Annotated in this window: 20 protein-coding genes; 8 read left to right on the top strand and 12 right to left on the bottom strand. The window is 72.0% G+C overall.

The genetic code is table 11. The features are described from left to right. Positions 1-11 precede the first annotated feature (11 nt). On the bottom strand, positions 12-1,022 hold the full coding sequence (locus tag Afe05nite_RS26375; protein WP_203819900.1) for a YihY/virulence factor BrkB family protein: 1,011 nt from the start codon (positions 1,020-1,022) through the stop codon (positions 12-14). Then, on the bottom strand, positions 1,019-1,972 hold the full coding sequence (locus tag Afe05nite_RS26370; RefSeq protein WP_275407512.1) for a diacylglycerol/lipid kinase family protein: 954 nt from the start codon (positions 1,970-1,972) through the stop codon (positions 1,019-1,021). Before Afe05nite_RS26370 ends, Afe05nite_RS26375 begins: the two co-directional genes overlap by 4 nt. A gap of 53 nt (positions 1,973-2,025) precedes the next feature. On the opposite strand from Afe05nite_RS26370, the gene Afe05nite_RS26365 reads away from it, so the two are divergent. The 3 genes from Afe05nite_RS26365 to Afe05nite_RS26355 are packed head-to-tail and all read left to right on the top strand — an operon-like array spanning position 2,026 to position 3,883. After that, positions 2,026-2,526, top strand: coding sequence for a DUF1990 domain-containing protein (locus tag Afe05nite_RS26365; RefSeq protein WP_239118204.1), 501 nt, complete (start codon positions 2,026-2,028; stop codon positions 2,524-2,526). After that, positions 2,523-3,290 carry an MBL fold metallo-hydrolase gene (locus tag Afe05nite_RS26360; protein ID WP_203819898.1) on the top strand — a complete coding sequence of 256 codons (768 nt, stop codon included), beginning with the start codon at positions 2,523-2,525 and terminating at the stop codon, positions 3,288-3,290. Before Afe05nite_RS26365 ends, Afe05nite_RS26360 begins: the two co-directional genes overlap by 4 nt. Next, positions 3,287-3,883: a DedA family protein gene (locus tag Afe05nite_RS26355; protein ID WP_239118203.1), complete on the top strand. Its 597-nt coding sequence runs from the start codon at positions 3,287-3,289 to the stop codon at positions 3,881-3,883. The genes Afe05nite_RS26360 and Afe05nite_RS26355 overlap by 4 nt, the downstream gene beginning before the upstream one ends. Here the strand turns inward: Afe05nite_RS26355 and Afe05nite_RS26350 are convergent. After that, positions 3,880-4,806 (bottom strand): serine hydrolase, encoded by a 927-nt coding sequence (locus Afe05nite_RS26350; RefSeq protein WP_239118202.1) that lies wholly within the window; start codon positions 4,804-4,806, stop codon positions 3,880-3,882. The genes Afe05nite_RS26355 and Afe05nite_RS26350 overlap by 4 nt on opposite strands. Before the next feature lie 147 nt (positions 4,807-4,953). Here Afe05nite_RS26350 and Afe05nite_RS26345 point away from each other — a divergent pair, with 147 nt between their 5' ends. After that, positions 4,954-5,661, top strand: a complete 708-nt coding sequence (locus tag Afe05nite_RS26345) for a hypothetical protein (protein WP_203819897.1) — start codon at positions 4,954-4,956, stop codon at positions 5,659-5,661. Positions 5,662-5,680: 19 nt separating this feature from the next. Here the strand turns inward: Afe05nite_RS26345 and Afe05nite_RS26340 are convergent, their stop codons facing one another. The 9 genes from Afe05nite_RS26340 to Afe05nite_RS26300 all read right to left on the bottom strand — a co-directional run bounded on the left by Afe05nite_RS26340 (position 5,681) and on the right by Afe05nite_RS26300 (position 12,846). Then, on the bottom strand, positions 5,681-5,857 hold the full coding sequence (locus Afe05nite_RS26340) for a hypothetical protein (protein WP_203819896.1): 177 nt from the start codon (positions 5,855-5,857) through the stop codon (positions 5,681-5,683). An 81-nt stretch (positions 5,858-5,938) separates the two neighbouring features. Next, complete coding sequence (locus tag Afe05nite_RS26335; RefSeq protein ID WP_203819895.1) at positions 5,939-6,979, bottom strand: S1 family peptidase; 1,041 nt, start codon at positions 6,977-6,979, stop codon at positions 5,939-5,941. A 177-nt stretch (positions 6,980-7,156) separates the two neighbouring features. Continuing rightward, positions 7,157-8,413 carry an FAD/NAD(P)-binding protein gene (locus Afe05nite_RS26330; RefSeq protein ID WP_203819894.1) on the bottom strand — a complete coding sequence of 419 codons (1,257 nt, stop codon included), beginning with the start codon at positions 8,411-8,413 and terminating at the stop codon, positions 7,157-7,159. Positions 8,414-8,421: 8 nt separating this feature from the next. Beyond that, complete coding sequence (locus Afe05nite_RS26325) at positions 8,422-8,925, bottom strand: winged helix-turn-helix domain-containing protein (RefSeq protein ID WP_203819893.1); 504 nt, start codon at positions 8,923-8,925, stop codon at positions 8,422-8,424. 101 nt (positions 8,926-9,026) lie between these two features. Further along, the gene (locus tag Afe05nite_RS26320; RefSeq protein ID WP_203819892.1) at positions 9,027-9,929 is read right to left on the bottom strand and encodes an LLM class flavin-dependent oxidoreductase; all 903 of its coding nucleotides are present in this window, start codon (positions 9,927-9,929) and stop codon (positions 9,027-9,029) included. Between the two features lies 1 nt (position 9,930). After that, positions 9,931-10,359 (bottom strand): cupin domain-containing protein, encoded by a 429-nt coding sequence (locus Afe05nite_RS26315; protein ID WP_203819891.1) that lies wholly within the window; start codon positions 10,357-10,359, stop codon positions 9,931-9,933. Then, positions 10,359-11,048, bottom strand: a complete 690-nt coding sequence (locus Afe05nite_RS26310; RefSeq protein WP_203819890.1) for an ABC transporter ATP-binding protein — start codon at positions 11,046-11,048, stop codon at positions 10,359-10,361. The genes Afe05nite_RS26315 and Afe05nite_RS26310 overlap by 1 nt, the downstream gene beginning before the upstream one ends. Then, positions 11,045-12,007 carry an ABC transporter substrate-binding protein gene (locus Afe05nite_RS26305; RefSeq protein WP_203819889.1) on the bottom strand — a complete coding sequence of 321 codons (963 nt, stop codon included), beginning with the start codon at positions 12,005-12,007 and terminating at the stop codon, positions 11,045-11,047. The genes Afe05nite_RS26310 and Afe05nite_RS26305 overlap by 4 nt, the downstream gene beginning before the upstream one ends. Further along, entirely contained in the window at positions 12,004-12,846 is an 843-nt protein-coding gene (locus Afe05nite_RS26300) for an ABC transporter permease subunit (RefSeq protein ID WP_203819888.1), read from the bottom strand. Before Afe05nite_RS26300 ends, Afe05nite_RS26305 begins: the two co-directional genes overlap by 4 nt. A 143-nt stretch (positions 12,847-12,989) precedes the next feature. On the opposite strand from Afe05nite_RS26300, the gene Afe05nite_RS26295 reads away from it, so the two are divergent. From Afe05nite_RS26295 to Afe05nite_RS26280, 4 genes are read left to right on the top strand one after another with little or no spacing between them, the layout of a single operon-like run. After that, positions 12,990-14,081 (top strand): LLM class flavin-dependent oxidoreductase, encoded by a 1,092-nt coding sequence (locus Afe05nite_RS26295; RefSeq protein ID WP_203819887.1) that lies wholly within the window; start codon positions 12,990-12,992, stop codon positions 14,079-14,081. After that, the gene (locus tag Afe05nite_RS26290) at positions 14,078-14,578 is read left to right on the top strand and encodes a flavin reductase family protein (protein WP_203819886.1); all 501 of its coding nucleotides are present in this window, start codon (positions 14,078-14,080) and stop codon (positions 14,576-14,578) included. The genes Afe05nite_RS26295 and Afe05nite_RS26290 overlap by 4 nt, the downstream gene beginning before the upstream one ends. After that, on the top strand, positions 14,579-15,649 hold the full coding sequence (locus Afe05nite_RS26285; protein WP_203819885.1) for an LLM class flavin-dependent oxidoreductase: 1,071 nt from the start codon (positions 14,579-14,581) through the stop codon (positions 15,647-15,649). Beyond that, entirely contained in the window at positions 15,646-16,125 is a 480-nt protein-coding gene (locus Afe05nite_RS26280; protein WP_203819884.1) for an NADPH-dependent FMN reductase, read from the top strand. Before Afe05nite_RS26285 ends, Afe05nite_RS26280 begins: the two co-directional genes overlap by 4 nt. Positions 16,126-16,234 lie beyond the last annotated feature (109 nt).

The raw sequence follows: 16,234 nt of genomic DNA, 5'->3' as shown, positions 1-16,234 counted from the left end.
GCGCTCGATCGCTACACCGACTTGAACCGCTTCCTGGGCCCCCGGGCGCGGGGGATCTCGCCGGTCTGGCCCGGCTTCCAGCTGTCCTGTTTGGCCGGCCGTTTCACGCCCACCCGCTGGGCCTCGAGCTGAGCGGCGAAGGCCAGGCCGAGGAACAGCGCGATGCCGGTCAGGTTGGCCCACAGCAGCAGGGCGATGATGCCGGTCAGCGGACCGTAGGTGCCGCCGAAGCCGCCGCTGATCCGCACGTAACCGGCCAGGCCGAGGCTGACCAGCCACCACAGGATCGTCGACACCACGGCCCCGAACAGCAGCCAGGACAGGGCGGGCTGGTGGCGGCGGGGGGCGTACCGGAAGATCAGGCCGACCGCGACCACGATCAGGACCAGGCTGATCGGCCAGCGCACCACGTCCCAGGCCACCCGCAGGTGGCCGGCCCAGCCCCAGTGTTTCTCCGCCGATTCCCCGAACGGCCGGCCCGCCACCAGCAGCAGGAAGCCGAGCAGCGCGGGCAGGCCGGCGAGCAGCGCCAGGACCACCGAACGCAGGTATTTGGCCAGGGCCGGCCGGTCGCGCTCGACACCGTAGATGCGATTGGCGCCGCGCTCGATCTGGGCCATCGCGGTGGTCAGCGCGATCAGGCCGGTGATCAGACCCAGGGTCAGCGCGACCTCGCCGGCGTCCCGGCTGCGTTCGGTGTCCGAGAGCAGTTCGCGGACCAGGCTCTCGCTCGGGCCGGGGGTGATCGAGGCGATCGTGTCGGCGACGACCTGGCCCGGGGTCTCGGCGCCCAGGTCGGCGGCGAGGCCGGCGACCGCGATCATGAACGGCACCGCGGCCAGGCACAGCTGGAACGCGAACGCGCGGGCGTGGCTGAAGCCGTCGCCGTAGCGGAATCGGATGAACGCGTCCCGGACCAGCGGCCATCGGCCGTAGCGGCGCAGGGCCAGCCAGGCGTCGTCGGCCGACAGTTCGTCCCCGCTCATGTCGCGGGTCTCGGGGACCGGCACGGTCGAGCTCACTCGCGGATGCTTTCGGCGTTGCGTTCGGCGACGCTCACGTCGTACGCGAGGTCGGGATCGCCGTCCGGAAGGGGCACGCAGAGCAGGAGCGCCCCGGGCTTGACGCTGATCTTCAGGACCCGGCCCGGCTCGATGAGGTCGCCGTCGAGCTGCCTCGGCTCCGGACGACGGGTGTGGATCTCGATGCGCTCGGCGGTGTACGTCTCCATCAGCGGCACCCGGTCCTGCCGGCGCAGCACCGCCCAGGACAGTCGAGCCCAGTGCGCCAGGCTGTTCGGGCTGAGGATGGCCACGTCGAGCTTGCCGTCGGCGGGGTCGGCGCGCTGCAGCAGCCGCACCCCGCCCTGCAGGCGTCCCACGTTGCCGACGATCACGGTGCGTGGACGGCGCGCCAGGCTGCGCTTGCCGTCGAGCACGACCCGGGCCCGCATCGGGCGATCGCGCAGGTGCCGGGCGGCGCCCACGACGTACGCGAGCCAGCCGATCGTCTTCTTGGCCTTTTCCGACGTGCCCGCGAGCATCTGCGCGTCGAAGCCCATGCCGGCCATCACCGCGAAGCAGTGCTCGTCGACCATGCCGACGTCGATGCGGCGGCGTCCGCCGTCGAGCGCCACCTGCACCCCGGTCGCCGGGTCACCGGCCAGGCCGAGGTTGGCGGCGAGCAGGTTGCCGGTGCCGGCCGGCAGCACCGCCATCGCGACGTCGGAGCCGGCCAGCGCGGTCACCACCGCCATCACCGTGCCGTCGCCGCCGCAGGCGAAGACCAGCTCGGCGCCCTCGCGGACGGCCTGCTCGGCCTGCCCGCGGCCGGGATCCTCGGCGGTGGTCTCGTACCACTTCGGCGTGGGCCAGCCCTTTTGGGACAGACCCCGCTCGATGGTGCCGCGCAGCTCATCCATATCGGGCACCTTCGTCGGATTGACCACGACGGCACTGCTGGGACCTGTCACGCCGACAGTGTGCCGGAAGCATGGGAGCGCGGCGACTCGGGAATCATGCGGGGGTGACTGATGTGACCTACTCCCCCGTCGGGGGTACCCAGACCGGTGAACTTCCCCCGGGTTTCCGGCATTTGTCCTATCGGACCTTCCTGGGCAGCGGCGCCGAGCTCTACGCGGCGGCGGGCGACGCGGTCCTGACCTTCCGGATGCACCGGAAGATGGGCGCGCGGATCGTCGCCACCGCCCCGGCAGCCTCGGCCGGCGTCCGGCTTACCGTCGGCGTCGGCCCGGTTGGCGTCCCCTGCGAGGTGGTCTGGAGTGAAAAATCAGAAAAAAGAACCGGATGGGGGTACGGGACACTCCCGGGTCACCAGGCCTCCGGTGAGGAAGCCTTCCTCGTGGAGCGCGACGACCTCGACCGGGTGTGGTTCCGGGTGCTCGCCTACAGCCGACCGGCCCGCCTGCCGATGCGCCTGGCCGGCCCGTTCGCGGTAGTGGTCCAGCAGGCGTACGCCCGGCTGTGCGGCCGAGCCCTGAAACGGCTCTGTACGGTGAGTACGTGAGCACGACGTCGGTCACCTGGTGGGGGCACAGCACGGTCTGGCTCGCCGACTCCGGCACCACGCTGCTCACCGACCCGGTGCTGACCGGACGCGTCGCCCACCTGCGCCGGGTGGCCGGCCCGAACCCGCGGTTGCCCGCCGCGCCCGACGCCGTGCTCCTGTCCCACCTGCACGCCGATCACTTCCACCTGGCGTCGTTGCGGATGGTGCCCGGCTCCCCGCGACTGATCGTCCCGCCCGGCGCGGCGGCCTTCGTCCGCAAGACGCTCGGCCCCGGCTTCGCCCGCCGCTGCGTGGAGCTGGCCCCCGGCGCGGAGATCGAGGTCGGCGCCCTGCGGGTGCGCGCGGTCAAGGCCGCCCACGACGGCGGCCGTGGCCCGTGGACCCGGGAGCGCGCCCTGGCGATCGGCTTCGTCGTCGAGGGCGCCGCCCGCACCTGGCACGCCGGCGACACCGGGCTGTTCGACGAGATGAGCGACATCGGCCCGATCGACCTGGCTCTCGTCCCGGTCGGCGGCTGGGGGCCGTCGCTCGGCTCGCACGGCCACCTCGACGCCGCCGACGCGGCCGAGGCCGTGCGCCGGGTCAAGGCGGCGTGGGCGGTGCCGGTGCACTACGGCACGCTGTGGCCGATCGGCATGGGCCGGATCCGCCCGCACATGTTCCACGAGCCGGGCACGCGTTTCGCCGAGCTGGCCGGGGCCGACGTGCGGGTGCGGGTGCTGACCCAGGGCGAGACGCTGGACGTCGGGCGGGGCGAGTGATCGCGTACGTCGGAGCGCTGTTCTGGCTCTTCGGGGTGGTCGCCTTCGGGGCCGTCATCCCGGTGGTGCCGACCGGGGCCGCGGTGAGCGGCGCCGCGACCCTGGCCTTCCACGAACACCACCCGCTGACGATCCTGCTGACCATCGCCTTCGGCGCGGCCGGCGCCTATGTCGGCGACCTCGTGATGTACGCGATGTGCCGGCTCGGCGGAGAGAAGCTGGCCCGCCGGCTGCGCTGGCTGCGCGACGAGGAGCACCTGGCCACGGTCAAGGGGCGTCTGGAACGCAACCCGCTGCCGGTGCTGCTGGTGTCCCGGCTGATCCCGGGCGGCCGGGTGCCGGTGCTGCTGGCGGCGGCCTTCCTGGGCCTGGCGTGGCGCACCTTCGTGCTGGCCAACCTGCCGGCCTGCGCCCTGTGGGCGGTCGTCTACGCGATGATCGGGGTGGTCGGCGGCTCGGTCTTCCCGCAGCCGTGGCAGGGTGTGGTCGCCGCCGTCATCCTGATCCTGGTCGTCAACCAGACGATCTCGTGGTGGCAGAAACGCCACCCGCCCTCCGCTTCGCCGGCTTCCGCCTCGGAAGCCGAGGCCTAGTATTTCAGGTGTTGCCTGGTCATCTTGGCGACCTTCTCCACCACCGAGATGCCGCCGGACATCGAGGCGTGGTTGTGCGAGAGCACCGCGATCGAGACGTCGGTGTCGCCGTCGGTGATCCGGCCGACCGTGTTGATGATCCAGCGGTTGCCCTCGGTCGAGCGCGGCAGCCAGCCGTTCTTCACCGTGAACGACTCGCCGGTCAGGGCGGCCGCCGGCACCCCCCAGTCCTGCGCCTGGTCGACCGTGCTCATCAGGGTGTGGGCCAGCTTGCGCGAAGCGGTGTCGAGCGGGCCTTTCGGGTCCACCAGCGCGCCGAGCAGCTTCACCTGGTCGTCGACGGTGGTCTTGGTCAGGCCCCACGCGCTGTTGACCGTGGTCTGGGTCAGCCCGAGCCGCTTGTTGCACCGGCTGATCGCGGACTGCCGGCCCAGCGACGTGAACAGGGACGTGGTCGCGTCGTTGTCACTCAGCCGGATCATGCGCTTGGCCAGCGACAACTCGGTCGAGGTGAGGTCGCGTTTCTTGTCCTGCGCGGTCAGCAGCAGGCAGGCGAGCACCTGGACCTTGACGACACTGGCCGTCTCGTATTTCTCGGTGCCCCGATAGGAGTATCGGTGGCCGGTCTTCTTGTCGAAGACCGCCACCGAGAACTCGGGCACGGTCGCGGCGTACTTCTTCAGAGCCGCGTCGAGTGCCTTCGTCTTCTTCTCCTGCTCCTGCCGGGCCAGTTCCTCCGGCGAGGGCCCGGTGGGCGTGGGGGACGTCGGTGCGGCCTGACTCGATGCCGAGGAGTCCAGGAAGGTGCCCGCCAACGACTTGGCGCCGTCACCGGACTTGTGGGTCATGCCCATGCCGACCAATCCGGCACCTCCCAGGATTCCCGCAGCCGCCACAGCCAGAACCCAGATTCGCGTACGCACTGAGCCATAGTGCCGTGTCGGCGGCGGTTATGCGCCCCCTTACCACCGGTGCATACGATATTGACAGTGACTTTCCACCCTCGGAACTGTCCCGCTCACCTTCCGTTACCGATCGCGGGGCGAGACCGGCGGGCGCATCATGGGTTCATGCGCTTCCCGTTGGTTTCCCCCGCCACGCTCGCCGAGCTGGCCCGCACGACCGTCGGCCAGGTGGTGGAGACCGCGGCCGCCGCCGCCACGATCCCCTTCCGCGTGCTGAGCGCGCTGGGTCAGGCCGAATTGCTGGTCAGCCGCATCACCGTGATCGCCGACCAGGCCGAGGCGCTGATCCGGCGGGTCTCGGTGATCGTCGGCGACGTCGAGGGGACGGTCGCGGACGCCCGGACCCTCGTGGGCCAGGCGGGTGAGGTGGCCGACGGCGCCGCCGGGGTGGTCAGCCGGGCCGCCGACGTCAGTCAGTCGGCCGACGGCGTGGTCACGAGGGCCTCGGTGATCAGCACCGACGCCTCGGCGGTGGTCCGGCAGGCGGGGTCGGCGGCGGCCGAGGCGACCGAGCTCCTCCAGGCGTACGCGGCCACGCTGCGCAAGGGCGCCCCGCTGGCGGCCCGTTTCGTGGACGAACTGTCCGCCGACGAGGTGACCGCCGCCATCCGCATGGTCGACCAGCTTCCCCGGCTGCAGCACCACCTGATCAACGACGTGATGCCACTGCTCGCCAAACTCGACCAGGTCGGCCCCGACCTGCACCGGCTGCTGACCGTCACCGAGGACCTGCACCTGGCCATCCTCGGCCTCCCCGGCCTCAAGATGCTCCGCCGCCGGGGCGAGGAGCGGGCCGAGCACGGCGAGAGCTGACCCGGTTACCGGGCCGGCCTCAGCCACCGACGGTCATCTCGGTGGCCGGCAGCAGCCGGTCCGCCGCGTCCGCGTCGCGCAGGGCGTCGAGCGCTCGCCGCGCACCCGCCCGGCGCTCGTCGAGAAAACTGCTCCAGGGTGGTGCGTTCGTCCTCGCGCAGTCCCATCGCCGACCTCCCGCCGGTCCGGTCCGCAAGGTACGCCCGCCGCGCCCCGTAGGCGTGGAACGGCCCCGCCCGATCGGGGCGGGGCCGTTCGCTGGATCAGAAGCGGTGGATCAGAAGACGCTGACGCCGTAGACGCTCAGGGCCTCGGTGACCGGCTGGAAGTACGTGGTGCCGCCGGAGGAGCAGTTGCCGCTGCCGCCGGAGGTCAGGCCCAGGGCCGTCGTGCCGGAGTAGAGGCTGCCGCCGCTGTCGCCGGGCTCGGCGCAGACGGTGGTGCGGATCAGACCGGAGACCGAGCCCTCGGCGTAGTTCACCGTGGCGTTCAGGGCGGTGACCCGGCCGGAGTGGATGCCGGTGGTCGAGCCGCGGCGGTAGACCGTGGCGTTGACCGCCGGGGTGCCGGCGCCGGTGATGTCCTGGGAGCCGACGCCACCGGTCTTCACGATGGTGGTGTTGGTGTAGCGGACGATGCCGTAGTCGTTGCCCGGGAAGCTCGTGCCGCTGCGGGTGCCCAGCGTGGTCGAGCCGTTGGTCCAGGTCGTGCCGATGTTGGTGCAGTGGCCGGCGGTCAGGAAGTAGTTCGTGCCGGCGCTGTTGCGCACGTTGAAGCCGAGCGAGCAGCGGCCGCCGCCGGCGTAGATGGCGTCGCCACCGGAGATGGTGGTGCCGAGCGTGCCGGGAACGGCCTCGAGGGAGGCCTTGTCGCCGAGTTTCGCCACGGTCGCCTTGACCGCCTCGAGCTTCGCGCCGGTGACGGTGCTGTCGTAGGTGACCGCGACCTTGTTGGTGATCGGGTCGACGGCGAACGTGGTGCCCGGGGTCTTCAGCGAGGCCTTGAGCGCGTCGTCGGCGGCGGCCAGGGCGGCGCCGCTGTTCACCACGAAGCGGGCGGTCGCGCCGGAGGCCTTCACCTCGGCGGCCGTGGCGGCGTCGGTGACGTTGACGACGACCTTGCCGCCGGCGTCGATGTACGAGCCGGCCGACTTGGCACCGAACTGGGTGTCGAGCTTGGAGGCGAGGGCGGACGGGGCGAACGACGGGTCGATGCCACCGACCGCGGCCGACGCGGGTGACGCGGCGGCGAACGCGGAGCCGGCCAGCACACAGGCAGCAAGGCCGACGATCGGTCGGCGCAGCTTCCGATTGACCACTTGGTTCCTCCAGGGGGTGAGGGATACGCCATGCGACGTACCGCGCCCCCCGAGTATTGAGAGTTCTCAATGCATAAACAAGACATGGCAATTGTTGCGACGATGGTCGTCAATCCAGCCCTGAACTGCTAAAACGCGCACCACATATTGCCGAGTTATGACCGAATCGGGATGGATCTATTTACCGCGATCGATCAGTGCGCGCGCTTGGGAGCGAATTTCCGGCACCGCCGTGGTCTCCCACCGGGCGCCCCGGCGCAGCGGTCCGATGAGCCACAGCCCGTCGCGCACGCGACCGTCGGCGGCGATCACCCGGCCCTGCGGGTCGATGTCGAGGCCGAGCCCGTGCGGCCCGAGGCGGGCGTGTCCCTCGTCGAGCAGGTTCCCGGCGAACGAACCGGCCGCGGCGGGCAGGCGCCCCGGGCCGGCGCAGTTGACGACCGCACCGAACCACTGCACGCCGGCCTCCAGCTCGACGAGCAGACCACCGGCCGGCGGAGCGGTCATCGAGCGGACGCCACCGGCCCGGACCTCGAAGCGGCCCTCCTCGCGCAGCGCGTCGACGGTGGCGCCGACCGAGGGCGCCATCCGGTGGCGGTGGCACTCCCAGGGGCGGGCCAGGTGGCGCAGGAACTGCTCCTGCTCCGCCGCCGAGAACGAGCCCCACAGCTGGTCGAGGACGGGACGCAGGCCGTCCACCACGGCGCGCCAGTCACCGGCCCGCGAGGCCGCTTCCCGGACGATCCGGACCAGGTCCCGCAGGCCGCGCGCCTGCCCGAACGGAACCGAGGTGGGCGGCGCCGGCACCGGGGTGTGGGCGAGCGGCAACCGCCCCCGCCGGCTCACCGCCGTGATCGGGGCGTCCCGCCGGCCGTCCGCGGTCAGGGTCAGCACCACGTCGACGGCGGTCAGGCCGGCCCCGACGAGCAGCACCGGCACGTCCGACGGGATCGCCTCGAGCGCCCCCGGCCGCCACGGGTCGGCGATGTAGTCGGGGTGCTCGGGACGGGCCGCGGGCTGGGCCGCGGCCGGGTTGCCGGTGGCCACCACGACCTCGTCGGCCCGTACCTCGCGACCACCCTCGAGGGCGACGCCGTGGGCGGACAGCCCGGTCGCGCGCGCCTGGACGACCTCGACCCCGGACAGGCCGTCGAAGACCTCGCGCAGGTAGCGGCCGTACTCGGCGCGCGGCCGGAACTCGTCGGCCGAGGCGCCGGCCCAGCGGGCGAAGTGGCCCGGGTCGTCGGGGTCGGCGCTCATCGCGCCGGCCCGCGAGTTCAGCAGGTGCCACGGGCGGGCCGTGCCGTAGGCGAGGCCGCCACCGGGTTCGCCCGGCTCGACAAGCTTGACCCGGTCGCCGCCACGCAGCAGCTCGCGAGCGGCCAGCACGCCCGAACAGCCGCCGCCGACCACCGCAACGGTGCGTCCCGCCATTGTTCCCCCTAAGACTGAACGGTGATGTGTGCGTCGTCGGCCAGGCGGTAACCGAGGCCGTAGACGGTGGTGACGACCTCCGGGTCGTCGAGCTTGGTGCGCAACCGGCTGACGTGCACGTCGACGGTGCGGTTGGTGGTGTGGGTGTGGCCCCACACCTGGGCGAGCAACTGGCTGCGGGTGAACACCTGCCGGGGGTGGCGGGCCAGGAACAGCAGCAGGTCGTACTCCAGGCGGCTCAGGCCGAGCGGGCCGCCGTCGCGCAGCGCGGTGCGGGCGCGCGGGTCGAGGTGGATGGGGTTGCCGCTGTCCGCCTCGGCCGCCTCGACGGCGACCTCGGCGTCCGGTCCGGCCGCGTCGACCAGGTCGCGCAGGGCGGCGAGGACGCGGTCGCGACCTTCGGCCGCACCACCGGCGATGCTGATGGTCACGGTCACCGGCGATTCCGGCGGCAGAGCGGGTACGGGTCGCAGGTGCACGCGTCGGGGGCGGGCGACGGCAAGCGCGGACATCGGGTCCTCCTCGGGGGGTCGGCCGGCCGTCCCCGGGTCCCGGCGACGGTCGTACAATACATGTCCCATATGTTCGATAGGTTAAGGGATGAGCACCGGAATCAGGTGACGACGAGCCGGGCGGCGTCCCGTTTCGCGATCTCGGCACGAACCGCGGGGATCAGCTCGCGGCCGTAGTCGATGGCGTCGTCAAGGGGGTCGTACCCGTGGATGAGAAACGTGGTCACACCCAGGTCGTAGTAGTCGAGCAGCCTCCGCGCGACCGTCTCCGGGGTGCCGGCCGGCGCGGTCTCGCCGATCCGGCCCACGATCGACTCGGCCCGCGCCCGGGCCAGCTCCTCGGTCGGGCCGAGGACGGGCCGCAAGGAGACGGCGAACCCGGGCGCCGCCCGGCCGAGCAGGGCGGCCTCGGCCCGTACCGCGGTGATCCGCTCCTGGATCCGGGCCGGCGGCTCGCCCTCGAACAGGTAGACGGCGGCGTGCTCGACGCCGGTGCGGTAGGCCGCGGGCGACGAACCGGAGAAGTAGATCGGAATCGTGCCGTGCACCGGCTTGACCTCGGAGACGAAGTCCTCGAACCGGTAGTGGGCGCCGGTGTGGGCGAACGGCTCGGTGGACTGCCAGGCCCGCCGCAGGACGCCCAGATATTCGTCGGTGCGACGCTGCTCGGCGTCGTGGCCGCCGGTGCCGATGCCGAGGGTGACCCGGCCACCGGTGAACTGGTCGAGCGTGGCGAACGTGCGGGCGGCCAGCGTCGGCGCCACGACGCCGGGTCGATGCGCCACCAGGAACTTCAGCGACGAGGTACGGGCGGCGGCGTAGGCCGCCACCTGCGCCCCGTCCGGGTCGGCCGAGCTGTGCCCGACGAGCACCTGGTCGAACCCGGAGTCCTCGTGGGCCCGGGCGAGCCGGGTCGGGTAGGCCGGATCGCCGAGCGCGGTGGTGGCCGGCGTGCTCGCCGAGCCGTCCTGGGTCGCGAGCAGCCCGATGAACTCGACAGGCATGTCAGTCCCCCACCGACGGCTTGAGCGAGGGCAGGTTGACCACGATCGCCTCCTGCGTGGTGCGCGCGATCACCACGACGGCCTCGTTGCCGGGGTCGGGGTTCTCCTCGCGGTGCGGCACCCACGGCGGCACGAAGACGTAGTCGCCGGCCTTGGTTTCGTGCCGCTTCTCGGTGCCCGAGTCCTCGTCGTAGAAGACGAAGACCGGGTTGCCGCGCACCACGTAGATCGCCGTCTCGGACTCGCCGTGGTGGTGGTTGTCGCTGGCCGTCGAGGCGGCGACGTGCGTCTCCCCCATCCACAGGCTCGCGCTGCCGACCGTCTTGCCGCTGATCGCCTCGACCCGGGTCATCCCCCTGGTCTGCCCGGTGTCCCCGGACAACGCGGTCGGCACCACGTGGTGCAGTTTCCGGTGGAAGGAATCAGCCATCACTCGGTCACTCCCAACTCGCCCAGCAGGGTGCCGCGCAGCGCGGCGAACGGCGCCGATCCGCGCTCGCGGGCCCCGGCCGACACCTCGTGGACGGCCGCGATCCGGCCCTCCCGCATGGTCAGCACCCGGTCGGCCAGCAGGATCGCCTCGTCCACGTCATGGGTGACCAGCAGGACCGCCGGGCGGTGCCGGCGGGTCAGGTCGCGGACCAGGCCGTGCATCTTGATCCGGGTGAGTGCGTCCAGGGCCGCGAACGGTTCGTCGAGCAGCAGCAACTCGGGCTCACGGACCAGGGCCCGGGCCAGCGCCACCCGCTGGGCCTCGCCGCCGGAGAGGGTGACCGGCCACGCGTCGGCGTGGTCGGCCAGGCCCACCTCCTCCAGGGCCGACTGCGCCTTGGCCCGGGCAGTCGCGCGGGGCAGGCCGATGGCGACGTTGCGCCAGACCTTCCACCAGGGCAGCAGCCGGTGCTCCTGGAAGACGACCGTGCGCCGCTGCGGCACCTCGAGGGTGCCGCCGTCGACCGGGTCGAGCCCGGCCAGGGCCCGCAGCAGCGTGGTCTTGCCGCAGCCGCTCTTGCCGAGCAGGGCGACGAACTCGCCCCGTTCGATGGCGAGGTCGAGCTCGTGCAGGACGGTCCGGTCGCCGTACCGCCGGGTGATCTTCTCGGCGAGGACCGTGCTCACAGCTTCACCGCGTGGTCGGCGATCTGGATCTTGCCGCTCAGGACCTTGTGCTCGGTGAGCCAGTCGGCCCCGGCCTGCAGCTGGGCGATGCCGTCGTCGTTGATCAGGCTCCAGCTGACCTGGACCTTCGCGCTCACCAGCCGGTCGATCACGGCCTGCGGATATTTCGACACCGCGTTGCCGATCTTCTGCGCCTCGGCCGGGTTGGCGTTGGCCCAGTCCTGCTCGGCCTTGTAGGCGGCGATCACTTTGCGGATCGTGTCGCTCTCCTTCTCGGCGTAGTCCTCGCGGACCAGGTAGGTGGAGAAGTCGATCTGCCGGTCCAACTCGTCGCCGTCGGTGAAGATCCGCTTCGCCCGGTACTGCACCTCGGCCAGCTCGAGCGGGCCGGACCAGATCGACCACGCGTCGACCTTGCCGCTGCCGAACGCCGGTGCCGCGTCGGGCGGATTCAGGTAGGTGAAGGTGACCGAGTCACGCGGTACGCCGTACTTCTCGAGCGCCGCCACCAGCAGGAACTCGCCGAGCCCGGCCTTGTTGACGGCCACGTTCTTGCCGGCCAGGTCTTTGACGCCGGTGATGCCGCTCTCCGGCCGCACGATGATCGAGCTGGTCCGCGGCTTGGAGCTGGCCCAGGCGACGTAGACGAGCTTGTTGCCGCTCAGCAACGCCTGGTCGGCCGGGGTGGAGCTGCCGCCGAAGCTGAAGTCGGCGGTGTTGGTGGCGACCGCCTGCAGGGTCGGCGCGTGGTTCGGGAACGGGCCCACCCACTCGACGTCGATGCCCTGGTCGTGGAGGGTCTTCTCGAACACGCCACGGGTCTTGGGCACCGAGATGGCGCCGTAGGTCAGACGGACCTTCTTGCGTCCGCTCGAAGCGGTAGCGGCCTCGTTGCCGCAGCCCGCCAGGACGGGCAGAGCCAGCGCGGCGCCGAGCAGGTTGCGGCGGGACAGGGTCACTTTCTTCCTCCGGACGGTGCGTAATTGGGGTGCCAGGCGAGGAGACGGCGCTCCAGGCCGCGGGCGATCAGGTCGGTGGTCAGGCCGATCAGCGCGTACAGCACGATGACCAGCACGATCACGTCGGTCTGCAGGAACTCGCGGGCGTTGGTGGCCATGAAACCGATGCCGGCGGGCGCCCCGACGGTCTCCGCGATCACCAGGGCCAGCCAGGCGTTCGTCAGCGCGAGCCGCAGGCCGAGCAGGATCGACGGCAGGGCGCCGGGCAGGATCGCGGCCCGCACCAGGTTGATCCGGGACAGGCCGGCGACCCGGCCCATCTCCAGCAGCCTGGGGTCGACCTGGCGGATGCCGAGCACGGTGTTCAGGTAGATCGGGAACATCGTGCCGAGCGCCACCAGGAAGTAGCGCCCGCTCTCGCCGACGCCGAACCAGACCATCACCAGCGGCAGGATGGCCAGGAACGGGATGGCCCGGACGATCTGGATGTTGCGGTCGACGATGGCCTCGGCCAGTTTGGAGAAACCGGTGAGGACGCCGAGCACGAGTCCGACACCGGCCCCGACGGCGAGGCCGATGGCCGCCCGTTGAAGGCTTTCCCACAGGTGGTGGGGCAGCTCACCGGTCTCGGTCAGATGCCACGCGGTGGTGCCGACCGAGCTCGGCGCCGGCAGCACCTCGGGGGCGATCACCCCGGATCGGGCGAGCAGCTCCCACGCGAGCAACAGCAGGGCGGGGACGATCCAGGAGATCGTCCGGTACGGCACGGCCCGCTTCTTCGGGGGCGTCGCCCCGGTCGCCGCCTTGGTGACGGGACCGGCGATCGCAGTAGTGGACATGGCCGCAACTCTGACGGCGGCAACTCCTGCATGTCAACCATACTCTCTAGGTTTACTAGGATATGGGACAACCATTGACGACGCTGGCCCAGGCGACGCAGGGTGAGACCCAGTCGGCCACGATCTCAAAAGGTGGGAGCAGCATGACAGTCGAGTTCGTCGGCATGATCGGCACCCGGGACGTCTCCGAGACCAGGGCGCCGGCCGGGCCCCCGGTCGACCCCGACTACGTGCGGCGGTTCGCCCGGGCCCACGAGGACGCGGGTTTCCACCGGATCCTGGTCGCCTACTCCTCCACCGGCCCGGACGCCACCCAGGTCGCGGCGTACGCGGCGGCCGCCACCGAGCACCTCGGACTGCTGATCGCCCACCGGCCCGGCTTCGTCCTCCCCACCACTGCCGCCCGCGTCTTCGCCACTCTGGACCAGCTCACCGGCGGCCGGGTGGCGGTGCACACGATCACCGGCGGATCCGACGCCGAGCAACGCCGCGACGGCGACTACCTCACCAAGGACGACCGGTACGCCCGTACCGAGGAATACCTGACCATCCTGCGCCGGGCCTGGAGCTCGCCGGAGCCGTTCTCGCACCAGGGCCGCTTCTACCAGTTCGAGGACTTCGCGCTGCGCACCCAGCCGGCCCACCGCATCCCGCTCTACTTCGGCGGATCCTCGCCGGCCGCCTACCGGGTGGGCGGCGCCAAGGCCGACGTGTTCGCGCTCTGGGGCGAGCCGCTCAAGGAGACCGCCGAGCAGATCGCCTCGGTGCGGGCCGCGTCCGCCGCGGCCGGGCGTGGACCGCTCGGCATCAGCGTCTCGTTCCGCCCGATCCTCGCCGCCACCGACGACCTGGCGTGGGAACGCGCGGCCGGGATTCTGTCCCGGATCGAGAGCGGCCGCAACTTCGCCGGCGGCCGGCGAATCCTGGTCGAGAACACCGGTTCGCAGCGCCTGCTCGCCGCCGCGGCCCGCCAGGACCGGCACGATCGCGCGCTGTGGACCGCGACCGCTCGGGCCGGCGGCGCCCAGGGCAACTCGACAGCACTCGTCGGCTCGCCCGAGACCGTCGCCCAGGCGATCCTCGACTACGTCGACCTCGGCGTGACCACCATCCTCATCCGCGGCTACGACCCGGTCGACGACGCCGTCGACTACGGCCGGCACCTGATCCCGCTCGTCCGACAGGCGCTGGACCGGCGCGAACTCGCCACCGTACAACCAGGAGGCACCGCATGACCGTCAGCTCCCTCGTGGACGCCGATCTCTTCCGGGCGCTGCTGCGCCGGCACGCCGCCGCGGTCGTGGTGATCACGGCGCCCGGCGAACCCCCCGCCGGTTTCACCGCCACGTCGTTCACCTCGGTCTCGCTCGACCCGCCGCTGGTGTCGTTCTGCCTGGCGCACACCGCCTCGGCGTGGCCCGTGATCGCCGCGGCCGGGGTGGTGGCCGTGCACGTCCTGGCCCAGGAGCAGGAGCATGTGGCCCGCACGTTCGCGACCCGCGGCATCGACCGGTTCGCCGCCCACGGCGCGTGGGCGCCGGGGCCGGGCGGGGTGCCGCTGCTCGACGGCGTGCTCGCCCGGATCGTCTGCCGGGTGGTGCGCCGGGTCGAGGCCGGTGACCACAGCATCGTGCTGGCCGCGCCGGAGACCGGGGACCACCACGAGGACCTGAGCGTGGCGCCGCTCGTCTATCACGACGGGCATTACGCGCACCTGCGGCGGGCCGCCTAGATGCGGTTCCACTGGTTCCTGCCGACCGCCGGCGACAGCCACGACATCGTCGGCGGCGGGCAGGCCGCGCTGGCCGCCGACACCAGCCGGCCGCCGGACATCGGCTATCTCGCCCTGGTGGCGCGGGCCGCCGAGCGGGCCGGGTTCGAGGCGGTGCTGACCCCGACCGGCACGTTCTGCGAGGACGCGTGGCTGACCACGGCGGCGCTGCTGGGCGAGACCGACCGGCTGAAGTTCCTCGTCGCGTTCCGGCCCGGCCTGATCTCACCGACTCTCGCGGCCCAGATGGCCGGCACCTATCAACGCATCTCCGGCGGCCGGCTGGCGCTCAACGTGGTCACCGGCGGCGAGGCGAGCGAGCAGCGCCGGTTCGGCGATCATCTGGACCACGACCAGCGGTACGCCCGGACCGCCGAGTTCCTCCAGGTCGTCCGCGGGGCCTGGAGCGGCACGCCGTTCACGTTCCACGGCGAGCACTACGACGTCGAGGACGCGACGGTGCGGCACGCGCCTGATCCCGTACCCCCGCTGTTCTTCGGAGGCTCGTCGGCGGCCGCCCTCCCGGTCGCCGCCCGGCTTGCCGACACCTACCTGACCTGGGCCGAGCCGCCGGCGGCGGTGGCCGCCAAACTCGATGCCGTGCGCACTCTCGCCGAACAGGCCGGCCGGCAGCTGACGTACGGCATCCGGCTGCACGTGATCAGCCGGGACACCGCCGACGAGGCGTGGGGTGTCACGCGGGCGCTGCTGGCCCGCGTCCCCCGCTCGGCGATCGACCGGGCGAGCAGGCAGTTCGCCGCCACCGAGTCGGAGGGCCAGCGCCGGATGGCCGCCCTGACCGCCGGTGATTCCCTCGAGGTGTCGCCCAACCTGTGGGCCGGCTTCGGTCTGGTGCGGCCCGGGGCGGGCACCGCGCTGGTCGGCAGCCACGCCGAGGTCGCCGCCCGGATCCGCGAATATCAGGCCCTCGGCCTCGACCACTTCATCCTGTCCGGCCAGCCGCATCTGGAAGAGGCGTTGCGGTTCGGCGAGAACGTCCGGCCTCTTCTCGACCCACCAGGAGAGAAATGAGTCGCATCGTCGTCGTCTCCGGCAATCCCCGCCCGGGATCGCGCACCTCCGTGCTGGCCATCGCGGTCGGCGAGGCGCTCGCCGGGAAGAGCGGCGGGTTCCCGCCCACCGTGATCGAGATCGGCGAGCTCGGCCCCGGCCTGCTCACCCCCGGCGACGAGGCCACCGCGGCCGCCGTGACGGCGCTGCGCGAGGCGGAACTGCTGGTGGTGGCCACCCCGACGTACAAGGGCAGCTACACCGGCGTACTGAAAGTGCTGCTCGACCAGCTGCCGGCGCAAGCCCTGGCCGGCAAGACCGCGGTGCCGGTGGTGACCGCCGGGGTGGCGCCGCAGGCGGCTGCCGCGGAGGCGTTGCTGCGGCAGTTGCTCACCGAGCTCGGCGCCGAGGTGGCCGCGGGGCTGCCGGTGGTGGAGGCCGACCTGTCGGAGACGAAGGCCATCGCCGCGGCATACAGCCTGTCCACAGCCTCGTGACAGTGGCCTGACAAATCGGCTGTTTACGGTTTGGTCAGGTTTGCCGGCGGCCAACTCACCCACCCGCCCGACCGCCGGCTCCGCTCGCCGATCCCAGTGCCCCCGGGTC

Source organism: Paractinoplanes ferrugineus (assembly GCF_016862195.1).
GTDB lineage: Bacteria > Actinomycetota > Actinomycetes > Mycobacteriales > Micromonosporaceae > Actinoplanes > Actinoplanes ferrugineus.
Note: the sequence above shows the minus strand (reverse complement) of the source record. Positions and strands in the feature narration are given on the sequence as shown.

What these genes read in the sequence shown, in the direction of transcription:
- Afe05nite_RS26345 (WP_203819897.1), top strand. Translation starts at nt 4,954, where the DNA reads ATGCGCTTCCCGTTGGTTTCCCCCGCCACGCTCGCCGAGCTGGCCCGC.
- Afe05nite_RS26330 (WP_203819894.1), bottom strand. Translation starts at nt 8,413, where the DNA reads ATGGCGGGACGCACCGTTGCGGTGGTCGGCGGCGGCTGTTCGGGCGTG.
- Afe05nite_RS26325 (WP_203819893.1), bottom strand. Translation starts at nt 8,925, where the DNA reads ATGTCCGCGCTTGCCGTCGCCCGCCCCCGACGCGTGCACCTGCGACCC.
- Afe05nite_RS26320 (WP_203819892.1), bottom strand. Translation starts at nt 9,929, where the DNA reads ATGCCTGTCGAGTTCATCGGGCTGCTCGCGACCCAGGACGGCTCGGCG.
- Afe05nite_RS26315 (WP_203819891.1), bottom strand. Translation starts at nt 10,359, where the DNA reads ATGGCTGATTCCTTCCACCGGAAACTGCACCACGTGGTGCCGACCGCG.
- Afe05nite_RS26300 (WP_203819888.1), bottom strand. Translation starts at nt 12,846, where the DNA reads ATGTCCACTACTGCGATCGCCGGTCCCGTCACCAAGGCGGCGACCGGG.
- Afe05nite_RS26295 (WP_203819887.1), top strand. Translation starts at nt 12,990, where the DNA reads ATGACAGTCGAGTTCGTCGGCATGATCGGCACCCGGGACGTCTCCGAG.
- Afe05nite_RS26290 (WP_203819886.1), top strand. Translation starts at nt 14,078, where the DNA reads ATGACCGTCAGCTCCCTCGTGGACGCCGATCTCTTCCGGGCGCTGCTG.
- Afe05nite_RS26285 (WP_203819885.1), top strand. Translation starts at nt 14,579, where the DNA reads ATGCGGTTCCACTGGTTCCTGCCGACCGCCGGCGACAGCCACGACATC.
- Afe05nite_RS26280 (WP_203819884.1), top strand. Translation starts at nt 15,646, where the DNA reads ATGAGTCGCATCGTCGTCGTCTCCGGCAATCCCCGCCCGGGATCGCGC.